Consider the following 17,924-nt stretch of genomic DNA (forward strand, 5'->3'; position numbering starts at 1 on the left):
TTTACGCCACCGTAAACCCAAGCATCATGCCGGTATCTTCATGTTCCAGCAGATGGCAATGCGCCATATACGCCTGCTCTTTCGCAGCCGCATGATCAAAGCGCACTAACACTTCACTGCGCCCGCCTTCCACACGAACCGTGTCTTTCCAGCCCTGACGATGAGCCTCAACCGGCTTACCATTTTCACTCAGAATGCGGAACTGCGTGCCGTGAATATGGAACGGGTGCAGCATCATGTCGCCTTCACCAGAAATCGTCCATTTCTCGTACTTGCCCTTCTCGACCGCAAACGCAGGCGTGTTCATATCAAATGCTTTGCCATTAATCTTATTCGCATTGTGGAAGTCAAAGCCCTGCTGGCCATGATTCATACCACCATGATTCATTTTGCCGTGGTCCATCTTTCCGTGGTCCATATTACCCATCATGCTGCCATGCCCGGCCATATTCATGCCCGCCATCGCCTGCTGGCCATATTTGTCCATCAGCGCTTGCATCCCCATCATGTCCAGCATCGGGTCCATCATCAGCTGTAACCAACGCTCGGTGACACCGTCCAGAGCAGGAATTGCGGGAACGTTAGCCAGTTTGTCAGGCATATCGCCAGATGCGGCAATAATCAGCGGCTGAATACGCACCACAGGCTGCGGTTTGTCGAACGGCGCAACCGTCATGCCCATTTGTTTAACCGGCAGTGTGACGATATCGAACGCTTTGCCGTCGTGGGTATCGACCAGCACTTCGAAACGCTCGCCCATCAGCATTGGCAGTTCGGTCACTTTTACCGGCTCCGCCAGTAAGCCACCGTCGCTGCCAACCACATACAGTGGGCGGTTGTCGCTGGCGGCAATGTTCAGAGAACGGGCATTACAACCATTGAGCAGACGTAAACGCAGCCAGCCGCGCGGGTTCGCATGCTGCGGATACACCGCGCCGTTGCACAGCAACGTATCGCCAAACCAACCGACCGCCGCACTCATCACGTCCAGTTGGTAGTCAATTTGGCCGTCAGCCGCAAAACGTTTGTCCTGAATAATTAATGGCACATCATCAATGCCCCACTGTTTTGGCAAACGCAGCGCACGGCTTTCAGGATCGTCAATCAGTACCAGTCCCGCCAGCCCCATAGCCACCTGATGGCCGGTTTTGCCATGCTGATGCGGGTGGAACCAGCAAGTGGCGGCACGTTGCTGCGGAGTGAATTTCACGGTGCGTTTGCCACCAGCGGCGATCACGCCTTGTGGCCCGCCATCGACATCACCAGGAACTTCCAATCCATGCCAGTGAACCGTGGTTTCTTCTGCCAGTTGGTTATTAATCTCGACCGTGACTTCTTCGCCCTGCGTCAGTTGCAAAGCCGGTCCCAGTAAATTGCCGTTATAGCCCCACGTGGTGGCTGTCTTGCCATTAAAAGTGCTTTTGCCCGCTTGCACGGCTAAACGGATGCTATTCTTTGCATCTGGGGCGAGAATTCCGGGGATCGGTAATGCGGGTCTGTCGGCAGCCAGTGCCGCTTTACTCCAGAGCGGCAGCGCGCTAAAAGCGCCAATAGCAGCAGAATATTTTAGAAAATCACGGCGTTGCATATTCAGTTCCTTTCATTAGCAGGCGTGATAGTGAGCATAAACTCTGCCCTTAGGGGAAGGTCAAGTTTTATACGGGTTGCAGGGCAGATAATAAATCTCGTCGCACCATATTTAACTGTGTTAACGTTTCGTATCTGATAAAAAGTGGTAGATGTGATGAAGATGGGAGTTAGGGCATTAATCCTGGGCTTGTTGATGGCTTTTTCCACCAGCAGTCAGGCACTTAGCGAGTCTGAAGCAGAAGATATGGCCGATCTTACTGCTGTGTTTGTGTTCCTGAAAAACGATTGTGGCTACCAAAATCTGCCGAACGGACAAATTCGCCGTGCACTGGTCTTTTTTGCCCAGCAAAACCAGTGGGATTTGAGCAATTACGACACCTTTAATATGAAGGCGCTCGGTGAAGATAGTTATCGTGATTTAAGTGGTATCGCTATCCCTACCGCGAACAAATGCAAATCCCTTGCCCGTGACTCGTTAAGTTTACTCGCCTACGTGAAGTAACCCGTCTTTTTAAAACACTTCTGGAAATTATAGCCGCCCTAAAGCGGCTATTTTTGTCAAATACGGATGGTGATATATAACAATTTCCTAAAAAACATTCAGCCAATTGCGTAAAAATAAAAAGGGTTTATTCTTGTTCAGGCAAGTGGTTAATTGAGCCAATTTTAATAAGAGTAATATTATAGTGTGCTTTTTAATTATTAATTAGGTGAAGACATTTATCACCTTACACCAGGCTATTTATTCATATAAAGAGAAACCATTTTACTTTAGCTCATCGCCAGAGCTTATTAACTGCTATGGAAATCAGCATAGTTTTTAAAATAATACCAAAGGATGGATATACGTGACCATGACAATTAAAAACGCCATCAACGTTTTTTGCCCGGCGATTGCAACTATGGTTCTCATGTTGGTCAGCGGCTGTAGTGCTTCTTCCTCACAGCAAGCAAAGCCCAATGCAAAAACACAAGCAATACAGACTATTCAACCCGCACCGAACATGGAAAGCATCTCTCAGCCTACGGTGAAAACACCTCAACAAGAACAAATTACCTTTTGTCGCATGGCACTTGATTCTTTACAGAAAGTGAATCCAGGCCGCGCGCGTAAATTAAGTAATGACTTTAATTCTCTTGTTAGCGCAGCCTCACAATATAATGCAGTGCGCGGGCAAGTGGGTGATACCACACGCCAGGCCATTGACTCAATGTATCACTTTAAGAGTGTGAAGCTGTGTGCCGATATTGATAAAGAATTAATGGACAGTCTGGTGCAACGCGGTGAGAGTGCTATCCGATGAAACGTCACTCTTTAATATTACACGTTCCGTTGGCAATAACTTTCCTGTACGGGTTAAGTCACCCCGCCAATGCGGAAGAAGATCCGTTAGCTGTTATTACGGCGAGTTCTAATTTCGATAACTCTGTGCCAGCAATTCTGAATTATGCGCAGCAAGAACAGGGTAAACCTTCTTCCGGGTCCGTTCAGGCGGCTCCGAAAAGCCAGAAACGGGTCCTGGCAAGCGACAAGAAAAGTTCTCTTGATAGCAAATATAGCCAGCAACAAGGTTGGCTAACGCAAAAAGATGCCACCATTCGTCAACTTCAGATGCAGCTTGCAGATAAAAATGCACAAGAGGAAACCTTCTCGCAAAAAGAAGTGGAGCTGACGACACGGATTAAAGCATTACAAACGCAGCTTGATGCGCAGAAGCAGCAAAACACCGGGCTTGCCGATGTGCAGAAGCAGTCGGTATTGCTCGAGGCGCAGCTCAAAGAAAAAGGCACTCAGCTTGAAAGCCTGACTCAAAAGCTCGACGCCAATGAGCAACAGCGTTCAACGCAAATTAGCGCCCTACAAGAGCAGTTGAATCAAGAAAGCCTGGCGGTGAAAGCGAAAGAAGCCGAGCTTGCCAAACTCACCAGCGATTTTACGCAGTACAAAGATGAAGCCGCTAAAAAATCCGCCGTGGTGGATTTGAAGCTGGTGCCTCAACAGCAGGCCTACTCTATCGGTGTCTCGCTGGGTAATGACGTTCTACAGGAGCTGAATACCCGTGAATCGCAGGGTGTGAAGGTCGATCGGGATGCCGCCCTGTTGGGCATAAACGATGTGTTTAAAGGCACGCTGGCACTTGATGAAAGCACGCGAAATAAATCACTCGCCGCGGCATCTCAGGCGTTGTACGAAAACCTGTCTAAAACAGAGAGCCTGTCGATTAAAGAAGGGAAACTGTACCAGCAGAAATTTGCCAAACAAAAAGGCGTTGAGTTCAAAGAAGGCGTCTACAGCAAGATTGATTACGCAGGCCAGGACGCGATTGGGCCAGAAGATACCGTGGTTATCGTGATGAAAGAGACCCTAACAGACGGTACGGTCATCACAGATATGGAAGCGGCAGGCAAAGTCTGGTCCCAGCCACTGAGTGCTTACCCACCGATTTTCAGCGGTCCGCTTAAGCGTCTGGGCAACCACGGCACTATTACCGTTGTCGTCCCACCGGATCTTGCCTATGGCAGTAAAGGATTACCGCCGAAAATACCACCGGGTGCCACCATGACTTACAGCATCCGCGTTGTTGATGTCATTAAAAAAACCAGGTAACACTTGTTCAGCATTCAGGCCCACAAGGGCCTGCTTTTTTATCGCTGGCTCAAAAACTCGCGATAGGCCGCTATGACTTGCATAAAATCTTCAACGCCGCAGAAGGACAAGCTTTCTTCATCGTAGTAGTTCATCCCCTCTTCCATTTCATCACCTGAAATTTCCAGCTGATTGGCGCGAATCATCACTTCTTCACCATCGAGCAACACAGTATATTCATGCCCGACACGTTGCCACTGGCGTTCACTGCCTTTGACTGAATTTGCCGCCTCTTCGACTTCGTCGAGCAGCCCAAGATTATCTTTTACTTCTTCATTAAACCAATGGCCCACCACTTCGTGGCCCATCGACATACGCACTTTCACCAACCCGGTGACATCACGCAAAAATTCATATTCCATGGTGTTTTCCTCTACCTTGCCTGGGGAAATACAGTACCCCTTAGCGTATAGAGTAAGTATCGCAGCAAAATCGGCGAAAAACAGCGCATATACCCACCTGGGGCAAATAAAAAGGGGGTGGAGCCTGATGCCCTCACCCCCAGCCCCTCTCCCACAGAGAGAGGGTTGCGTTGATATTGTTAGACCGCAGTCTGGAAAATCACGCCGTCCGCTTTCTCGGTGTACTGAGAAAGTTTGTCGAAGTTCAGGTAACGGTAAGTATCAACCGCCGTCTTATCAACCTGGGCCATAAAGGTCTGGTATTCGTCAGGCGTTGGCAGTTTGCCCAGCAGTGAAGCCACTGCGGCCAGCTCTGCGGAAGCCAGGTAGACGTTAGCGCCAGTCCCTAAACGGTTAGGGAAGTTACGCGTAGAAGTTGAAACCACGGTCGAACCGTCTGCCACACGCGCCTGGTTCCCCATGCACAGTGAACAGCCAGGGATTTCGATACGCGCACCGCTCTTACCAAACACGCTGTAGTAGCCTTCCTCAGTCAACTGAGCGGCATCCATACGCGTTGGGGGCGCAACCCACAGGCGAGTTGGCAGCTGGCCTTTGTGGCTATCAAGCAGTTTACCTGCCGCGCGGAAGTGGCCGATGTTGGTCATGCAAGAACCGATAAACACTTCGTCGATTTTCTCGCCCTGAACATCAGACAGCAGACGTGCATCGTCAGGATCGTTTGGCGCACACAGAATTGGCTCTTTGATATCGTTCAGATCGATTTCGATGATCTCTGCGTATTCCGCATCGGCATCGGCTTCGAGCAACTGAGGATCGGCCAGCCATTTTTCCATGCCCTGGATACGGCGCTCAAGTGTGCGACGATCGCCATAACCTTCTGCGATCATCCACTTCAGCAGCACGATGTTTGAGCTCAGGTATTCTTCAATCGGCTCACGATCAAGCTTGATGGTACAGCCCGCAGCAGAACGTTCAGCGGAAGCATCCGTCAGCTCAAACGCCTGCTCAACTTTCAGCGTTGGCAAGCCTTCGATTTCCAGGATACGACCAGAGAAGATGTTTTTCTTACCTTTCTTCTCAACGGTCAGCAGGCCTTGTTTGATGGCATACAGCGGGATGGCGTGAACCAGGTCGCGCAGAGTAATCCCAGGCTGCATTTTACCTTTGAAGCGCACCAGCACAGACTCAGGCATATCCAGTGGCATCACGCCGGTTGCCGCAGCAAACGCGACCAGACCAGAACCCGCTGGGAAGGAAATACCAATTGGGAAACGGGTGTGGGAGTCACCGCCCGTACCGACGGTATCCGGCAGCAGCATACGGTTCAGCCAGGAGTGGATAACACCATCGCCCGGACGCAGTGACACGCCGCCACGGTTCATGATGAAGTCAGGCAGCGTGTGGTGAGTGTTCACATCTACCGGCTTAGGATAAGCGGCAGTGTGGCAGAAGGACTGCATCACCAAATCAGCGGAGAAGCCCAGGCACGCCAGGTCTTTGAGTTCATCACGGGTCATTGGACCGGTGGTGTCCTGAGAACCGACAGACGTCATTTTTGGTTCGCAGTACTGGTTCGGACGAATGCCGTCCACGCCACAAGCGCGGCCAACCATTTTCTGCGCCAGAGAGAAGCCGCGAGTGCTTGCGACAACGTCTTTTGCCTGCACGAAGACTTCGCTGCGTGGCAGATCCAGTGCTTCACGTGCTTTAGTCGTCAGACCGCGACCGATGATCAGCGGAATACGACCACCGGCACGAACTTCGTCCAGCAGCACGTCAGTTTTCAGCTCAAAGTTTGCGATAACTTCGTTGGTTTCATGGTTACGCACTTCGCCTTTATATGGATAGATGTCGATAACATCGCCCATGTTCAGGTCGTTTACGTCCACTTCGATTGGCAGCGCACCCGCATCTTCCATCGTGTTAAAGAAGATGGGTGCAATTTTACCGCCGAGCACCACACCGCCGCCGCGCTTGTTCGGCACGTTCGGGATGTCGTCGCCCATAAACCACAGCACGGAGTTGGTTGCAGATTTACGCGAAGAACCGGTACCGACTACGTCGCCCACATATGCCAGCGGGAAACCTTTTTTGTTTAACGCTTCGATCTGTTTGATCGGGCCAACGCTTCCAGGTTGATCCGGTTCGATACCTTCGCGGGCGTTTTTCAGCATCGCTAATGCGTGCAGAGGAATATCCGGGCGTGACCAGGCATCAGGTGCCGGAGACAGGTCATCGGTGTTGGTTTCACCAGTGACTTTAAATACGGTAACGGTGATTTTGTCAGCCAGTTTAGGGCGCGACAGGAACCACTCGGCATCAGCCCAGGATTTCAGCACTCGTTGTGCGTGGGTGTTGCCCGCTTTGGCTTTCTCTTCTACATCGTAGAAGTTATCGAACATTAGCAGCGTGTGAGACAGCGCTTTAGCTGCAATCGGTGCCAGCTTTTCGTTATCCAGCGCGTCAATCAGCGGATGAATGTTGTAGCCACCTTGCATGGTGCCAAGCAGTTCTACAGCTTTCTCAGGGGAGATTAATGGGGAGGTAGCATCACCTTTAGTGATGGCAGCCAGGAAACCGGCTTTAACGTAGGCGGCTTCATCAACGCCCGGCGGAACACGATTGGTAATAAGATCTAAAAGGAATTCTTCTTCACCCGCTGGAGGGGTTTTCAGCAGCTCGACCAGTGCGGCCATTTGGGATGCTTCTAAAGGTTTTGGAACAATCCCATCTGCAGCACGTTCGGCTACGTGCTTACGGTATTCTTCTAGCACGACGGTTCTCCTCGCTCTCATTGTCATTTCGGTTCCGGCTATTCTCTTCACGCTCCTGTGAGACAGCAGTTTGTAGGGTAAATGCCCGGTTCCGCGACGGGCAGCATAGCAGGATTTTCAGGGAGGGTGAATGTGTTTACAAAAAAGCAACATTAAATACTTGCTGAATCGTTAAGGACAAAACATTCCTTTTCGATATGACCTAGTGACACAAAAAAACGACGTTCAGACCCGAGGTTTTGTACAGAATTTGTATAGCCAGAAATAATATTTCACGGTTTCGGACAACATTTACGGCAAGAATCACCGTTTAAGTCAAAAATTAAACTATCAGCTCCCTATACTCGCCAGACACAGCCGCCTTACGGCATAGCTCTCTACTTCTGAATACCAGGAGAAGTTAAATGAAGTTGCCCTTTAAGCCTCATATTCTTGCCCTCATTTGCAGTGTTGGAATTTTAGCGGCGTCCGGCGTTGTGTATGTGAAAAGCCAGACAACGCCTGTAACAACACCCGCGGCGCAGACCACGCAACCCGCTCCAGTGGCACAAACTGCTCCGGCTGCAACGCCTGCACCGACCGCTGCGGCAGTCGCGCAACCGGCCTACAGCACGGCACAACTCGACCAATGGGTTGCACCTGTAGCGCTCTACCCTGACCCACTTTTGTCTCAGGTATTAATGGCGGCCACTTACCCCGCTAACGTGGTTCAGGCGGTACAATGGTCGCGTGATAACCCAAAACTTGAGGGTGATGCGGCGATTCAGGCCGTGGCAAATCAACCATGGGATCCGAGCGTAAAATCTCTGGTCGCCTTCCCGCAGTTAATGGCCTTGATGGGTGAAAACCCGGAATGGGTACAAAATCTGGGGGATGCATTTTTAGCCCAGCCACAAGATTTGATGGATTCAGTGCAGAAGTTGCGTTTGCTGGCGCAGCAAACCGGCGCTTTAAAAACTACGCCACAACAAACGGTCACGAGTACGCCTGTCACCGTAAATCAGAATACGACGGTTGCCGCGCCTGCAAGTTCCGGCTCCTCTTCGTCTTCATCAAAAACCGTCGCAGCGGCTCCAGCGCAGACGGTGATTAAAATCGAGCCGACTGACCCGCAAGTGGTGTATGTCCCGACCTACAATCCATCCACGGTATATGGCACCTGGCCTAATACTGCTTATCCCCCGACGTATCTCCCGCCACCTCCGGGGGAACAATTCAGCAACAGCTTTGTGAATGGCCTCGGGTTCAGCCTGGGTATTGCAACCACCTATGCGATATTCAGCAATATCGACTGGGATGACGACGATTATCACCATAATGGTGATTATCATGGTGGCGGTAACGGCAATAACATCAATATTAACAACGTGAATAACTTCAACCGTATCTCCGGGCAAAATATTCAGGATCGCAATAATATAGCCTGGCAGCACAACCCGGCTTATCGCAATGGCGTGCCTTATAACAACAGCAATGTTGCCCAGCGCTACCATCAGACCAACGTCGCAGGCGGTTTGAGCTCCACTCAAAGAGCGCCCGTTAACCGTGATGCCCAGCGACAAGCGGCGGCCACACAATTGCAGCAAAACAAGGGGCGAATTGATGCAGCCGCTCCGCAATTGGCTTCTCGTGATACCCAACGTAAGGCCTCTTCGCAGCAATTGAACCAGATTGCCCAGCGGAATAATTACCGTGGCTATGATTCGCAAAGTGCGGATTCACGCCGCAATACTGCGAAGCAACAGTTCAACCAATCCGCGAATCAGCAACAACGCCGGGACACGGCTAAAACTCAGTTGCACAACCCGACAGCACAGCAACAACAGCGCCGCGATAATGTGAAATCGCAAGAACATCGTCAGACTTCACAGCAGCAGCAACAGCGTCGCGAAACGGCTCAGCAACACCGCAGCAGTAATAATCTCGGCCAGACACAGCGAGCGGTATCACGTCCGAACGCGTTTAGCGGGAATGACAGTCGCTCTCCTTCCTGGCAGGCACAAAACCAGCGCGGGCAGCAAAGTCTGAATCGCTCATCGGCTCATCGTGAGCAACGTAGCCCGTCAAGAGAACATAATTCTGGGCATCGTGAATTTAATCGCCGTTAAAAGGAGGCATCATGAAAAATCGCATGAAGTTAAGTGCATTAGTAATGCTTATGTTGCCTGCTTTCGTTCAGGCACAGCAGATGTTCAACACCCCTGAGTTGGCGGCCCAATCATTTGCCACCGCAGTAATAAGCCAGGATGAAGCGGCGCTGACGGAAGTGCTGGGCGATAACTGGCGGCACTATCTGCCCGATGAAAAAGCCGATCCTGAAGCCGTCGCCCGTTTTGTTCGTGACTGGAAAGTCAGCCATAAGATTGACGAACAAGGCGATACCGCGCATTTGAATGTCGGACAAGAAAACTGGCAGTTGCCGATTCCGATGGTGAAAACACAGGCAGGCTGGCATTTCGACATGCAGCGAGCGGCCGATGAAATTCTTACCCGCACTATCGGTCTGAACGAACTGTCTGCCATTCAGGCAGTTCAAGCCTACGTTGCGGCGCAGCAGGATTATTATCAGCTAGATCAGCAGTACGCTCAGAAGTTTGTCAGCACCGAAGGCAAGAAAGATGGGTTGTACTGGCCCGCAGTGCCTGGCGAAGCACCCAGCCCTCTCGGCCCAAGCTTCAGTCCGGTACAACCTGGCATGGGCTATCACGGCTACCATTTCCGGATCCTGACCGCTCAGGGGGCTGACGCTCCGGGTGGTGCGAAGAACTATATTAGCGACGGGAAAATGGCGGAGGGTTTTGCGTTAATCGCCTGGCCTGTTGAATACGGGGAAACTGGCGTTACAACCTTTATGGTGAATAACCAGGGCGTGGTTTATCAAAAAGATTTAGGGGAAGAAACGGCTGAGAAAGTGCAGGAAATAAAAGAATTCAATCCGGATAAAAGCTGGCAGGAAGAGCAACAATAACCCAATAAAAAACCCGCCTCGGCGGGTTTTTTTTACCATCAGGCGATTACTTCTTTTTCGCTTTCGGGTTTGGCAGGTCGGTGATGCTACCTTCAAAGATCTCAGCAGCCAGACCTACAGACTCGTGCAGAGTCGGGTGCGCGTGGATGGTAAGCGCGATGTCTTCAGCGTCACAACCCATTTCGATAGCCAGACCGATTTCACCCAACAGCTCGCCGCCGTTAGTCCCGACAATCGCACCACCGATAACACGGTGAGTTTCTTTGTCGAAGATCAGTTTTGTCATACCGTCTGCGCAATCGGAAGCGATAGCACGGCCAGAAGCAGCCCACGGGAAGGTGGCTGTTTCGTAGCTGATGCCTTTTTCTTTCGCTTCTTTCTCGGTCAGACCTACCCATGCAACTTCTGGTTCGGTATAAGCGATTGAAGGAATCACTTTCGGGTCGAAGTAGTGCTTCATGCCGGCGATAACTTCAGCGGCAACGTGACCTTCGTGAACACCTTTGTGAGCAAGCATTGGCTGGCCCACGATGTCACCGATAGCATAGATGTGCGGCACGTTAGTGCGCATTTGCTTGTCGGTACGAATGAAGCCACGATCGTCAACTTCAACACCAGCAGCGCCTGCATCCAGCAGCTTACCGTTAGGTACGCGGCCGATTGCCACCAGAACCGCGTCGTAACGCTGTGGTTCAGCTGGGGCTTTTTTGCCTTCCATGGTGACGTAGATGCCATCTTCTTTGGCTTCAACCGCAGTCACTTTGGTTTCCAGCATCAGGTTGAATTGCTTGCTGATACGCTTGGTGAAGACTTTAACAACGTCTTTGTCGGCAGCCGGGATAACCTGGTCGAACATTTCAACCACGTCAATCTCTGAACCCAGCGCATGGTACACCGTACCCATTTCCAGACCGATGATACCGCCACCCATAACCAGCATGCGTTTTGGTACGGCTTTCAGTTCCAGTGCGTCGGTAGAATCCCATACGCGTGGATCTTCATGCGGAATGAATGGCAGCTGAATCGGACGAGAACCCGCCGCGATAATTGCGTTGTCGAAAGTGATAGTCGTTGGACCATTTTCGCCTTCAACAACCAGGGTGTTAGCGCCGGTAAATTTACCCAAGCCAGTCACCACTTTAACTTTACGACCTTTCGCCATACCAGACAGGCCACCAGTCAACTGGTTGATAACCTTTTCTTTCCAGGTACGGATTTTGTCGATGTCAGTTTTCGGTTCGCCGAAAACAATACCGTGCTCAGCCAGTGCCTTCGCTTCTTCGATAACTTTGGCAACGTGCAGCAGGGCTTTAGAAGGGATACAGCCAACGTTCAGACAAACACCACCGAGGGTGCTGTAACGTTCTACAATGACGGTCTCCAGACCTAAATCAGCGCAACGGAAAGCAGCAGAGTAACCTGCCGGGCCTGCCCCAAGTACGACGACCTGAGTTTTGATTTCAGTACTCATCATGACCTCTTTATTATTCTCCGCCTGCAGTCTACAAAATTGTTAACAATTTTGAAACAAAAACGGCAAGCGAATTGTCCTTTGCATCAGATAATCTCGAACTACATCACGAGATTACCAGAAAAAAGCCGACCGAAGGGTCGGCTTTTTGGCTTACATCACCAGGCGGCGAATATCGGCCAGCGTGTTGTTGATGATGGTGATAAAGCGCGCACCATCAGCACCGTCAATCACGCGGTGGTCGAAGGAAAGAGACATCGGCATCATCAGACGCGGAGTGAACTCTTTACCATTCCAGACCGGCTCGATAGCAGACTTGGAGACACCCAGGATGGCCACTTCTGGCGCATTAACGATTGGCGCGAAGTGAGTCGTCCCGATACCGCCCAGGCTAGAGATAGTGAAGCAACCGCCCTGCATTTCGCCAGCAGTCAGCTTGCCATCGCGAGCTTTCTTAGAAATAGCCATCAGTTCACGGGACAGCTCAGAGATGCTCTTCTTGTTCACGTCTTTAAAGACAGGAACAACCAGGCCGTTTGGCGTATCAACCGCCACACCGATGTTGATGTATTTCTTCAGCGTCAGCTTCTGGCCGTCTTCTGACAAGGAGCTGTTGAAGCGAGGCATTTGCTCAAGAGCAGCCGCTACCGCTTTCATGATGAACACCACAGGAGTGAACTTCACGTCCAGCTTGCGCTTGGCTGCTTCGTCATTCTGCTGTTTACGGAACGCTTCCAGATCGGTGATATCTGTTTTGTCGAAGTGCGTAACGTGCGGGATCATTACCCAGTTACGGCTCAGGTTCGCACCAGAGATTTTCTGGATACGGCCCAGTTCAACTTCTTCGATTTCACCAAACTTGCTGAAGTCAACTTTCGGCCATGGCAGCATGCCAGGCAGACCGCCGCCCGTTGCCGCAGCCGGTGCAGATTCTGCACGCTTAACAGCATCTTTCACGTAAGCCTGAACGTCTTCGCGCAGGATACGACCTTTACGGCCAGTCCCTTTCACTTTCGCCAGGTTCACACCGAACTCACGCGCCAGACGGCGAATCAGTGGGGTGGCGTGAACGTATGCGTCGTTTTCAGCGAATTCAGTTTTGCCGGAAGCCTGAGCTTGCGCTGCTGCTGGTTTTTGCGCCGCAGCCGCAGGAGCCGGAGCTGCTGCTTCTTGCTTAGCGGCAGGAGCTGCTGGTGCAGCGCCTTCCACTTCAAAGACCATAATCAGAGAACCGGTAGACACTTTGTCGCCCGTGTTGATTTTGATTTCTTTTACAACGCCTGCGAACGGAGCCGGGACTTCCATAGAGGCTTTGTCGCCTTCCACGGTGATCAGTGACTGTTCAGCGGCAACTTTGTCGCCCACTTTAACCATCACTTCAGTCACTTCAACTTCGTCACCGCCGATGTCTGGCACGTTAACTTCTTTTGAGCCAGATGCCGCTGGTGCAGCAGCCGGAGCCGCTTCAGCTTTAGTTTCTGTTGCAGCCGGTGCCGCACCCGCTACTTCGAAGACCATAATCAGAGAACCGGTAGACACTTTGTCGCCCGTGTTGATTTTGATTTCTTTCACAACGCCTGCGAACGGTGCCGGGACTTCCATAGAAGCTTTGTCACCTTCAACGGTGATGAGCGATTGCTCTGCTTCTACTTTGTCGCCCACTTTAACCATGATCTCAGTGACTTCAACTTCATCACCGCCGATGTCTGGCACGTTCACTTCTTTAGCCGCAGCGGCTGCCGGAGCGGCCGCTGGCGCTGCTTCTTTCTTCTCTTCAGCCGGAGCTGGTGCAGCTTGCGCTGCACCTTCGGCGGATTCGAAAATCATAACCAGTTTGCCGGTTTCAACTTTGTCACCAACCGCAACTTTGATCTCTTTGACCACGCCTGCTTGCGGAGAAGGGACTTCCATTGAAGCCTTGTCACCTTCCACGGAGATGATGGACTGGTCAACTTCAACCTTGTCGCCCACTTTCACCATGATTTCGGTCACTTCAACTTCGTCTGTACCGATGTCCGGTACCTTGATTTCGATAGCCATTTTATTCTTTACCTCTTATGCCAGACGCGGGTTAACTTTATCTGCATCGATGTTGAATTTGGTGATAGCGTCTGCCACCACTTTCTTATCGATTTCGCCACGTTTAGCCAGTTCGCCAAGTGCTGCAACAACCACATAAGATGCGTCCACTTCGAAGTGGTGACGCAGGTTTTCGCGGCTGTCTGAACGACCGAAGCCATCAGTACCCAGTACGCGGTAATCACTTGCCGGGATGAAGTTACGGATCTGCTCAGCGAACAGTTTCATATAGTCAGTAGATGCCACTGCTGGTGCATCGCTCAATACCTGAGCAACGTACGGTACACGTGGTTCTTCAGTTGGGTGCAGCATGTTCCAGCGCTCACAATCCTGGCCATCACGCGCCAGTTCAGTGAAGGACGTTACGCTGAATACATCAGAGCCAACACCGTAATCTTTAGCCAGGATCTGTGCTGCTTCACGTACGTGACGCAGGATAGAACCGGAGCCCATCAGCTGAACTTTACCTTTGCTACCTTCAACTGTTTCCAGTTTGTAGATACCTTTACGGATGCCTTCTTCCGCGCCTTCTGGCATGGCTGGCATGTGGTAGTTTTCGTTCAGCGTAGTGATGTAGTAGTAAATGTTCTCTTGCGCTTCACCGTACATACGCACCAGGCCGTCATGCATGATGACTGCAACTTCGTAAGCGTAAGATGGATCATAAGAGATACAGTTAGGGATAGTCAGAGACTGAATATGGCTATGGCCATCTTCGTGCTGCAGACCTTCACCGTTCAGTGTGGTACGACCGGAAGTCCCGCCGACCAGGAAGCCACGCGCCTGTTGGTCACCCGCTGCCCAGCACAGGTCGCCGATACGCTGGAAACCGAACATAGAGTAGTAGATGTAGAACGGGATCATTGGCAGATCGTTGGTGCTGTAAGAGGTCGCAGCAGCCAGCCAGGAAGAACCTGCGCCCAGCTCGTTGATACCTTCTTGCAGGATCTGGCCTTTCTCGTCTTCTTTATAGTATGCAACCTGCTCACGGTCCTGCGGGGTGTACTGCTGGCCGTTCGGGCTGTAAATACCAATCTGACGGAACAGACCTTCCATACCGAAAGTACGCGCTTCATCGGCAATGATTGGAACCAGACGGTCTTTAATAGACGGGTTCTTCAGCATTACGTTCAGGGCACGAACGAAAGCGATAGTGGTGGAGATTTCTTTGTTCTGCTCTTCTAACAGAGAGCTGAAGTCTGCAAGCGTTGGCAGTTCCAGTTTCTCGGTGAATTTAGGCAGACGAGTCGGCAGGTAGCCGTTCAGTTTTTCGCGCTGACCATGCAGATATTTGTACTCTTCGCTGCCTTCTTCGAACTTAATGTATGGCAGTTTTTCGATATCAGCATCAGCAACAGGCACATTGAAACGGTCGCGGACATAACGCACGCCGTCCATGTTCATTTTCTTAACCTGGTGCGCGATGTTTTTACCTTCGGCAGTTTCACCCATGCCATAACCTTTAACGGTATGCGCCAGGATGACAGTTGCTTTGCCTTTGGTTTCTTGTGCATTTCGCAGTGCAGCGTAGATTTTCTTCGGATCGTGGCCGCCACGGTTCAGTGCCCAAATCTCATCGTCGGACATATCTTTAACCAGTGCAGCAGTTTCTGGATAACGACCGAAGAAGTGCTCACGAACGTATGCACCGTTTTTGGATTTGAAGGTCTGGTAGTCACCGTCAACGGTTTCGCCCATCAGTTGCAACAGTTTGCCGCTGGTATCTTTACGCAGCAGTTCGTCCCAACGAGAGCCCCAAATCACTTTAATCACGTTCCAGCCAGCACCCGCGAAGATACCTTCCAGTTCGTTAATGATTTTGCCGTTACCGGTTACTGGGCCATCAAGACGCTGCAAGTTACAGTTGATGATGAAGCACAGGTTGTCCAGTTTTTCACGAGTTGCGATGGTGATCGCACCTTTAGATTCTGGCTCATCCATTTCACCGTCGCCCAGGAACGCGTAAACACGCTGTGCGGAGGTGTCTTTCAGACCACGGTGTTCCAGGTATTTCTGGAATTTAGCCTGATAGATTGCACCAATTGGACCCAGACCCATAGATACGGTCGGGAACTGCCAGAATTCAGGCATCAATTTCGGGTGCGGATATGAGGACAGACCATTACCGTGAACTTCCTGACGGAAATTGTTCATCTGGTCTTCAGTCAGGCGGCCTTCAAGGAAAGCTCGTGCGTAAACGCCTGGGGAGATGTGGCCCTGGAAGTACACCAGATCGCCGCCATCTTTCGCATTGCGTGCGCGGAAGAAGTGGTTGAAACACACGTCATACACGGTTGCAGAAGACTGGAAAGAGGACATATGGCCGCCCAGATCGAGGTCTTTTTTAGACGCACGCAGGACGGTCATGATGGCGTTCCAACGGATAGCAGAACGAATACGGCGTTCCAGCTCCAGATTCCCCGGGTATTCCGGTTCATCTTCAACGGCGATGGAGTTTACGTACTGGCGGGCTGCAGAACCTGCTGCGATTTTAACTCCACCTTTACGGGCTTCGCTCAGTAACTGATCAATCAGGTACTGTGCGCGCTCAACACCTTCTTCACGGATGACCGATTCGATCGCCTGTTGCCAGTCGCGAGTTTCGATCGGATCCACGTCATTTGGGAAACGTTCTGACATGGGTGGTATTCCTTATCTGTGTCTAATACGTTGATTATCTGGAACCTGTCCCATTGTGCTTTCCTTGGAAAAACACAATAAGACAGGTTCTGCGTTTAGTTGCCGCGCTCTAAAAATTGGCGCTTTTGAGAACCTGAAATTTCAGACTCTTATTCCTTACGTTGCTGTAAGCGCCGCAGAGAACGTTCTCGACGACTCTGTTCGCGGCTGCGATCCAGCAATATTTCTTCGATAAATGCCAGGTGACGGTGCGACGCTTCGCGCGCCTGCTCCGGCTGGCGAGCCATAATCGCCGCAAAAATGCTGGCGCGATGGCTGCTCACTTGCGCCAGCATTTCACGGCGCGCATAGAGCAATTCAAAATTCTGACGAACGTTTTGTTCGAGCATCGGTGACATGCAGCGCAACAAGTGTAGTAGCACAACGTTGTGGGCGGCTTCCGTCACGGCGATTTGGTACTGCATAACCGCATCGGACTCAGCGTCCAGGTCACCAGATTCTTGTGCTTGTTGAATAGCAAAATGGCAGTCGCCAATACGTTTGAGATCTTCGTCCGTACCACGCAATGCCGCGTAATACGCCGCGATACCTTCAAGTGCGTGGCGGGTTTCGAGCAGATCAAACTGGGATTCAGGATGGTCAGACAGCAGTTCGACCAGCGGGTCGCTTAAACTTTGCCAAAGACTGTTCTGGACAAAAGTACCGCCGCCCTGACGACGAAGCAGGAGTCCTTTCGCTTCGAGACGCTGAATGGCCTCGCGCAGTGAAGGACGAGAAACGTCGAATTGTTTCGCCAATTCGCGTTCTGGTGGGAGTTTTTCGCCGGGACGCAAGGTTCCCTCGAGGATGAGAAACTCCAACTGCTGCTCAATCACATCGGATAATTTTGGTTGGCGGATTTTGCTGTAGGCCATGTGTTCCCTGTTTCTGCCATTAGCGCTTATGCCCTTCAAACTTGAAATTATTCGGGCAAAGTCAATTGGTATGACCAATTTCACATTCTTGACGCTAAAGTAACAAAGTATTCACCTTCTGTCCATATTGGTTTTGATTGAAATCATTAAACCCGGCACATTTTAACAACATTACAGAAATGACGTTTCAAAGTTGTAACCTTGCACAAATGTCACATTTACTCACATGCAGACGCATTTAACTTTTACGAAACAGCAAAAAGTGCCTTTTCTTGCAAATTGAACCGATTCATCAGTTTAAAATATGAATATTAATTCAACGTTCTCGCTTAAATTGAAGAAATAACACGCGAAATAAATAACGTGATCGATCTGACGATTGATTTCTTTTTATTCAACTCGTCACGACAAGAATAGAAAGCAGGTGCAAACACTGGCGCTTACCACTATTCTTTGCGCTGCGGAAGTCTGGTTTG

General features: G+C 50.9%; 12 protein-coding genes. 5 read left to right on the forward strand and 7 right to left on the reverse strand.

Annotated elements, in window-relative coordinates; genetic code table 11:
- Position 1 precedes the first annotated feature (1 nt).
- Entirely contained in the window at positions 2–1,588 is a 1,587-nt protein-coding gene (cueO, locus tag DY231_RS19145; protein ID WP_115630795.1) for a multicopper oxidase CueO, read from the reverse strand.
- 156 nt (positions 1,589–1,744) lie between these two features.
- On the opposite strand from cueO, the gene DY231_RS19150 reads away from it, so the two are divergent.
- From DY231_RS19150 to DY231_RS19160, 3 genes are all read left to right on the forward strand, one after another.
- Positions 1,745–2,092 carry a YacC family pilotin-like protein gene (locus DY231_RS19150; protein WP_034493417.1) on the forward strand — a complete coding sequence of 116 codons (348 nt, stop codon included), beginning with the start codon at positions 1,745–1,747 and terminating at the stop codon, positions 2,090–2,092.
- A gap of 352 nt (positions 2,093–2,444) precedes the next feature.
- A complete protein-coding gene (locus DY231_RS19155) occupies positions 2,445–2,894 on the forward strand; it encodes a YuaE family lipoprotein (protein ID WP_256682721.1) in 450 nt (149 codons plus the stop codon).
- On the forward strand, positions 2,891–4,198 hold the full coding sequence (locus tag DY231_RS19160; protein WP_115630797.1) for an FKBP-type peptidyl-prolyl cis-trans isomerase N-terminal domain-containing protein: 1,308 nt from the start codon (positions 2,891–2,893) through the stop codon (positions 4,196–4,198). The genes DY231_RS19155 and DY231_RS19160 overlap by 4 nt, the downstream gene beginning before the upstream one ends.
- Positions 4,199–4,236: 38 nt before the next feature.
- Here the strand turns inward: DY231_RS19160 and yacL are convergent, their stop codons facing one another.
- Together yacL and acnB are read right to left on the reverse strand one after the other, a co-directional pair.
- On the reverse strand, positions 4,237–4,599 hold the full coding sequence (yacL, locus tag DY231_RS19165; protein ID WP_115630799.1) for a protein YacL: 363 nt from the start codon (positions 4,597–4,599) through the stop codon (positions 4,237–4,239).
- Positions 4,600–4,778: 179 nt separating this feature from the next.
- A complete protein-coding gene (gene acnB, locus DY231_RS19170) occupies positions 4,779–7,376 on the reverse strand; it encodes a bifunctional aconitate hydratase 2/2-methylisocitrate dehydratase (protein ID WP_115630801.1) in 2,598 nt (865 codons plus the stop codon).
- A 404-nt stretch (positions 7,377–7,780) separates the two neighbouring features.
- Here acnB and DY231_RS19180 point away from each other — a divergent pair, with 404 nt between their 5' ends.
- Both DY231_RS19180 and DY231_RS19185 read left to right on the forward strand, forming a co-directional pair.
- Positions 7,781–9,484: a DUF3300 domain-containing protein gene (locus DY231_RS19180; protein WP_115630803.1), complete on the forward strand. Its 1,704-nt coding sequence runs from the start codon at positions 7,781–7,783 to the stop codon at positions 9,482–9,484.
- 11 nt (positions 9,485–9,495) lie between these two features.
- Positions 9,496–10,344, forward strand: coding sequence for a DUF2950 domain-containing protein (locus DY231_RS19185; RefSeq protein WP_115630805.1), 849 nt, complete (start codon positions 9,496–9,498; stop codon positions 10,342–10,344).
- A 46-nt stretch (positions 10,345–10,390) separates the two neighbouring features.
- On the opposite strand, the gene lpdA is transcribed toward DY231_RS19185, so the two are convergent.
- The 4 genes from lpdA to pdhR form a co-directional block, all read right to left on the reverse strand.
- Positions 10,391–11,815, reverse strand: a complete 1,425-nt coding sequence (gene lpdA, locus DY231_RS19190) for a dihydrolipoyl dehydrogenase (RefSeq protein WP_172588710.1) — start codon at positions 11,813–11,815, stop codon at positions 10,391–10,393.
- Positions 11,816–11,968: 153 nt separating this feature from the next.
- On the reverse strand, positions 11,969–13,855 hold the full coding sequence (gene aceF / locus DY231_RS19195) for a pyruvate dehydrogenase complex dihydrolipoyllysine-residue acetyltransferase (RefSeq protein WP_115630809.1): 1,887 nt from the start codon (positions 13,853–13,855) through the stop codon (positions 11,969–11,971).
- 15 nt (positions 13,856–13,870) lie between these two features.
- Positions 13,871–16,534, reverse strand: a complete 2,664-nt coding sequence (gene aceE / locus DY231_RS19200; RefSeq protein ID WP_115630811.1) for a pyruvate dehydrogenase (acetyl-transferring), homodimeric type — start codon at positions 16,532–16,534, stop codon at positions 13,871–13,873.
- A gap of 149 nt (positions 16,535–16,683) precedes the next feature.
- Positions 16,684–17,448, reverse strand: coding sequence for a pyruvate dehydrogenase complex transcriptional repressor PdhR (gene pdhR, locus DY231_RS19205; protein ID WP_034493407.1), 765 nt, complete (start codon positions 17,446–17,448; stop codon positions 16,684–16,686).
- Positions 17,449–17,924 lie beyond the last annotated feature (476 nt).

The sequence above is a fragment of the Buttiauxella agrestis genome (assembly GCF_900446255.1).
Lineage (GTDB): Bacteria > Pseudomonadota > Gammaproteobacteria > Enterobacterales > Enterobacteriaceae > Buttiauxella > Buttiauxella agrestis.

Excerpts from the sequence above, each read along its gene's own strand:
- cueO (WP_115630795.1), bottom strand. The coding sequence starts at position 1,588 with ATGCAACGCCGTGATTTTCTAAAATATTCTGCTGCTATTGGCGCTTTT.
- DY231_RS19150 (WP_034493417.1), top strand. The coding sequence starts at position 1,745 with ATGAAGATGGGAGTTAGGGCATTAATCCTGGGCTTGTTGATGGCTTTT.
- DY231_RS19155 (WP_256682721.1), top strand. The coding sequence starts at position 2,445 with ATGACAATTAAAAACGCCATCAACGTTTTTTGCCCGGCGATTGCAACT.
- DY231_RS19160 (WP_115630797.1), top strand. The coding sequence starts at position 2,891 with ATGAAACGTCACTCTTTAATATTACACGTTCCGTTGGCAATAACTTTC.
- yacL (WP_115630799.1), bottom strand. The coding sequence starts at position 4,599 with ATGGAATATGAATTTTTGCGTGATGTCACCGGGTTGGTGAAAGTGCGT.
- DY231_RS19180 (WP_115630803.1), top strand. The coding sequence starts at position 7,781 with ATGAAGTTGCCCTTTAAGCCTCATATTCTTGCCCTCATTTGCAGTGTT.
- DY231_RS19185 (WP_115630805.1), top strand. The coding sequence starts at position 9,496 with ATGAAAAATCGCATGAAGTTAAGTGCATTAGTAATGCTTATGTTGCCT.
- lpdA (WP_172588710.1), bottom strand. The coding sequence starts at position 11,815 with ATGAGTACTGAAATCAAAACTCAGGTCGTCGTACTTGGGGCAGGCCCG.
- aceF (WP_115630809.1), bottom strand. The coding sequence starts at position 13,855 with ATGGCTATCGAAATCAAGGTACCGGACATCGGTACAGACGAAGTTGAA.
- aceE (WP_115630811.1), bottom strand. The coding sequence starts at position 16,534 with ATGTCAGAACGTTTCCCAAATGACGTGGATCCGATCGAAACTCGCGAC.
- pdhR (WP_034493407.1), bottom strand. The coding sequence starts at position 17,448 with ATGGCCTACAGCAAAATCCGCCAACCAAAATTATCCGATGTGATTGAG.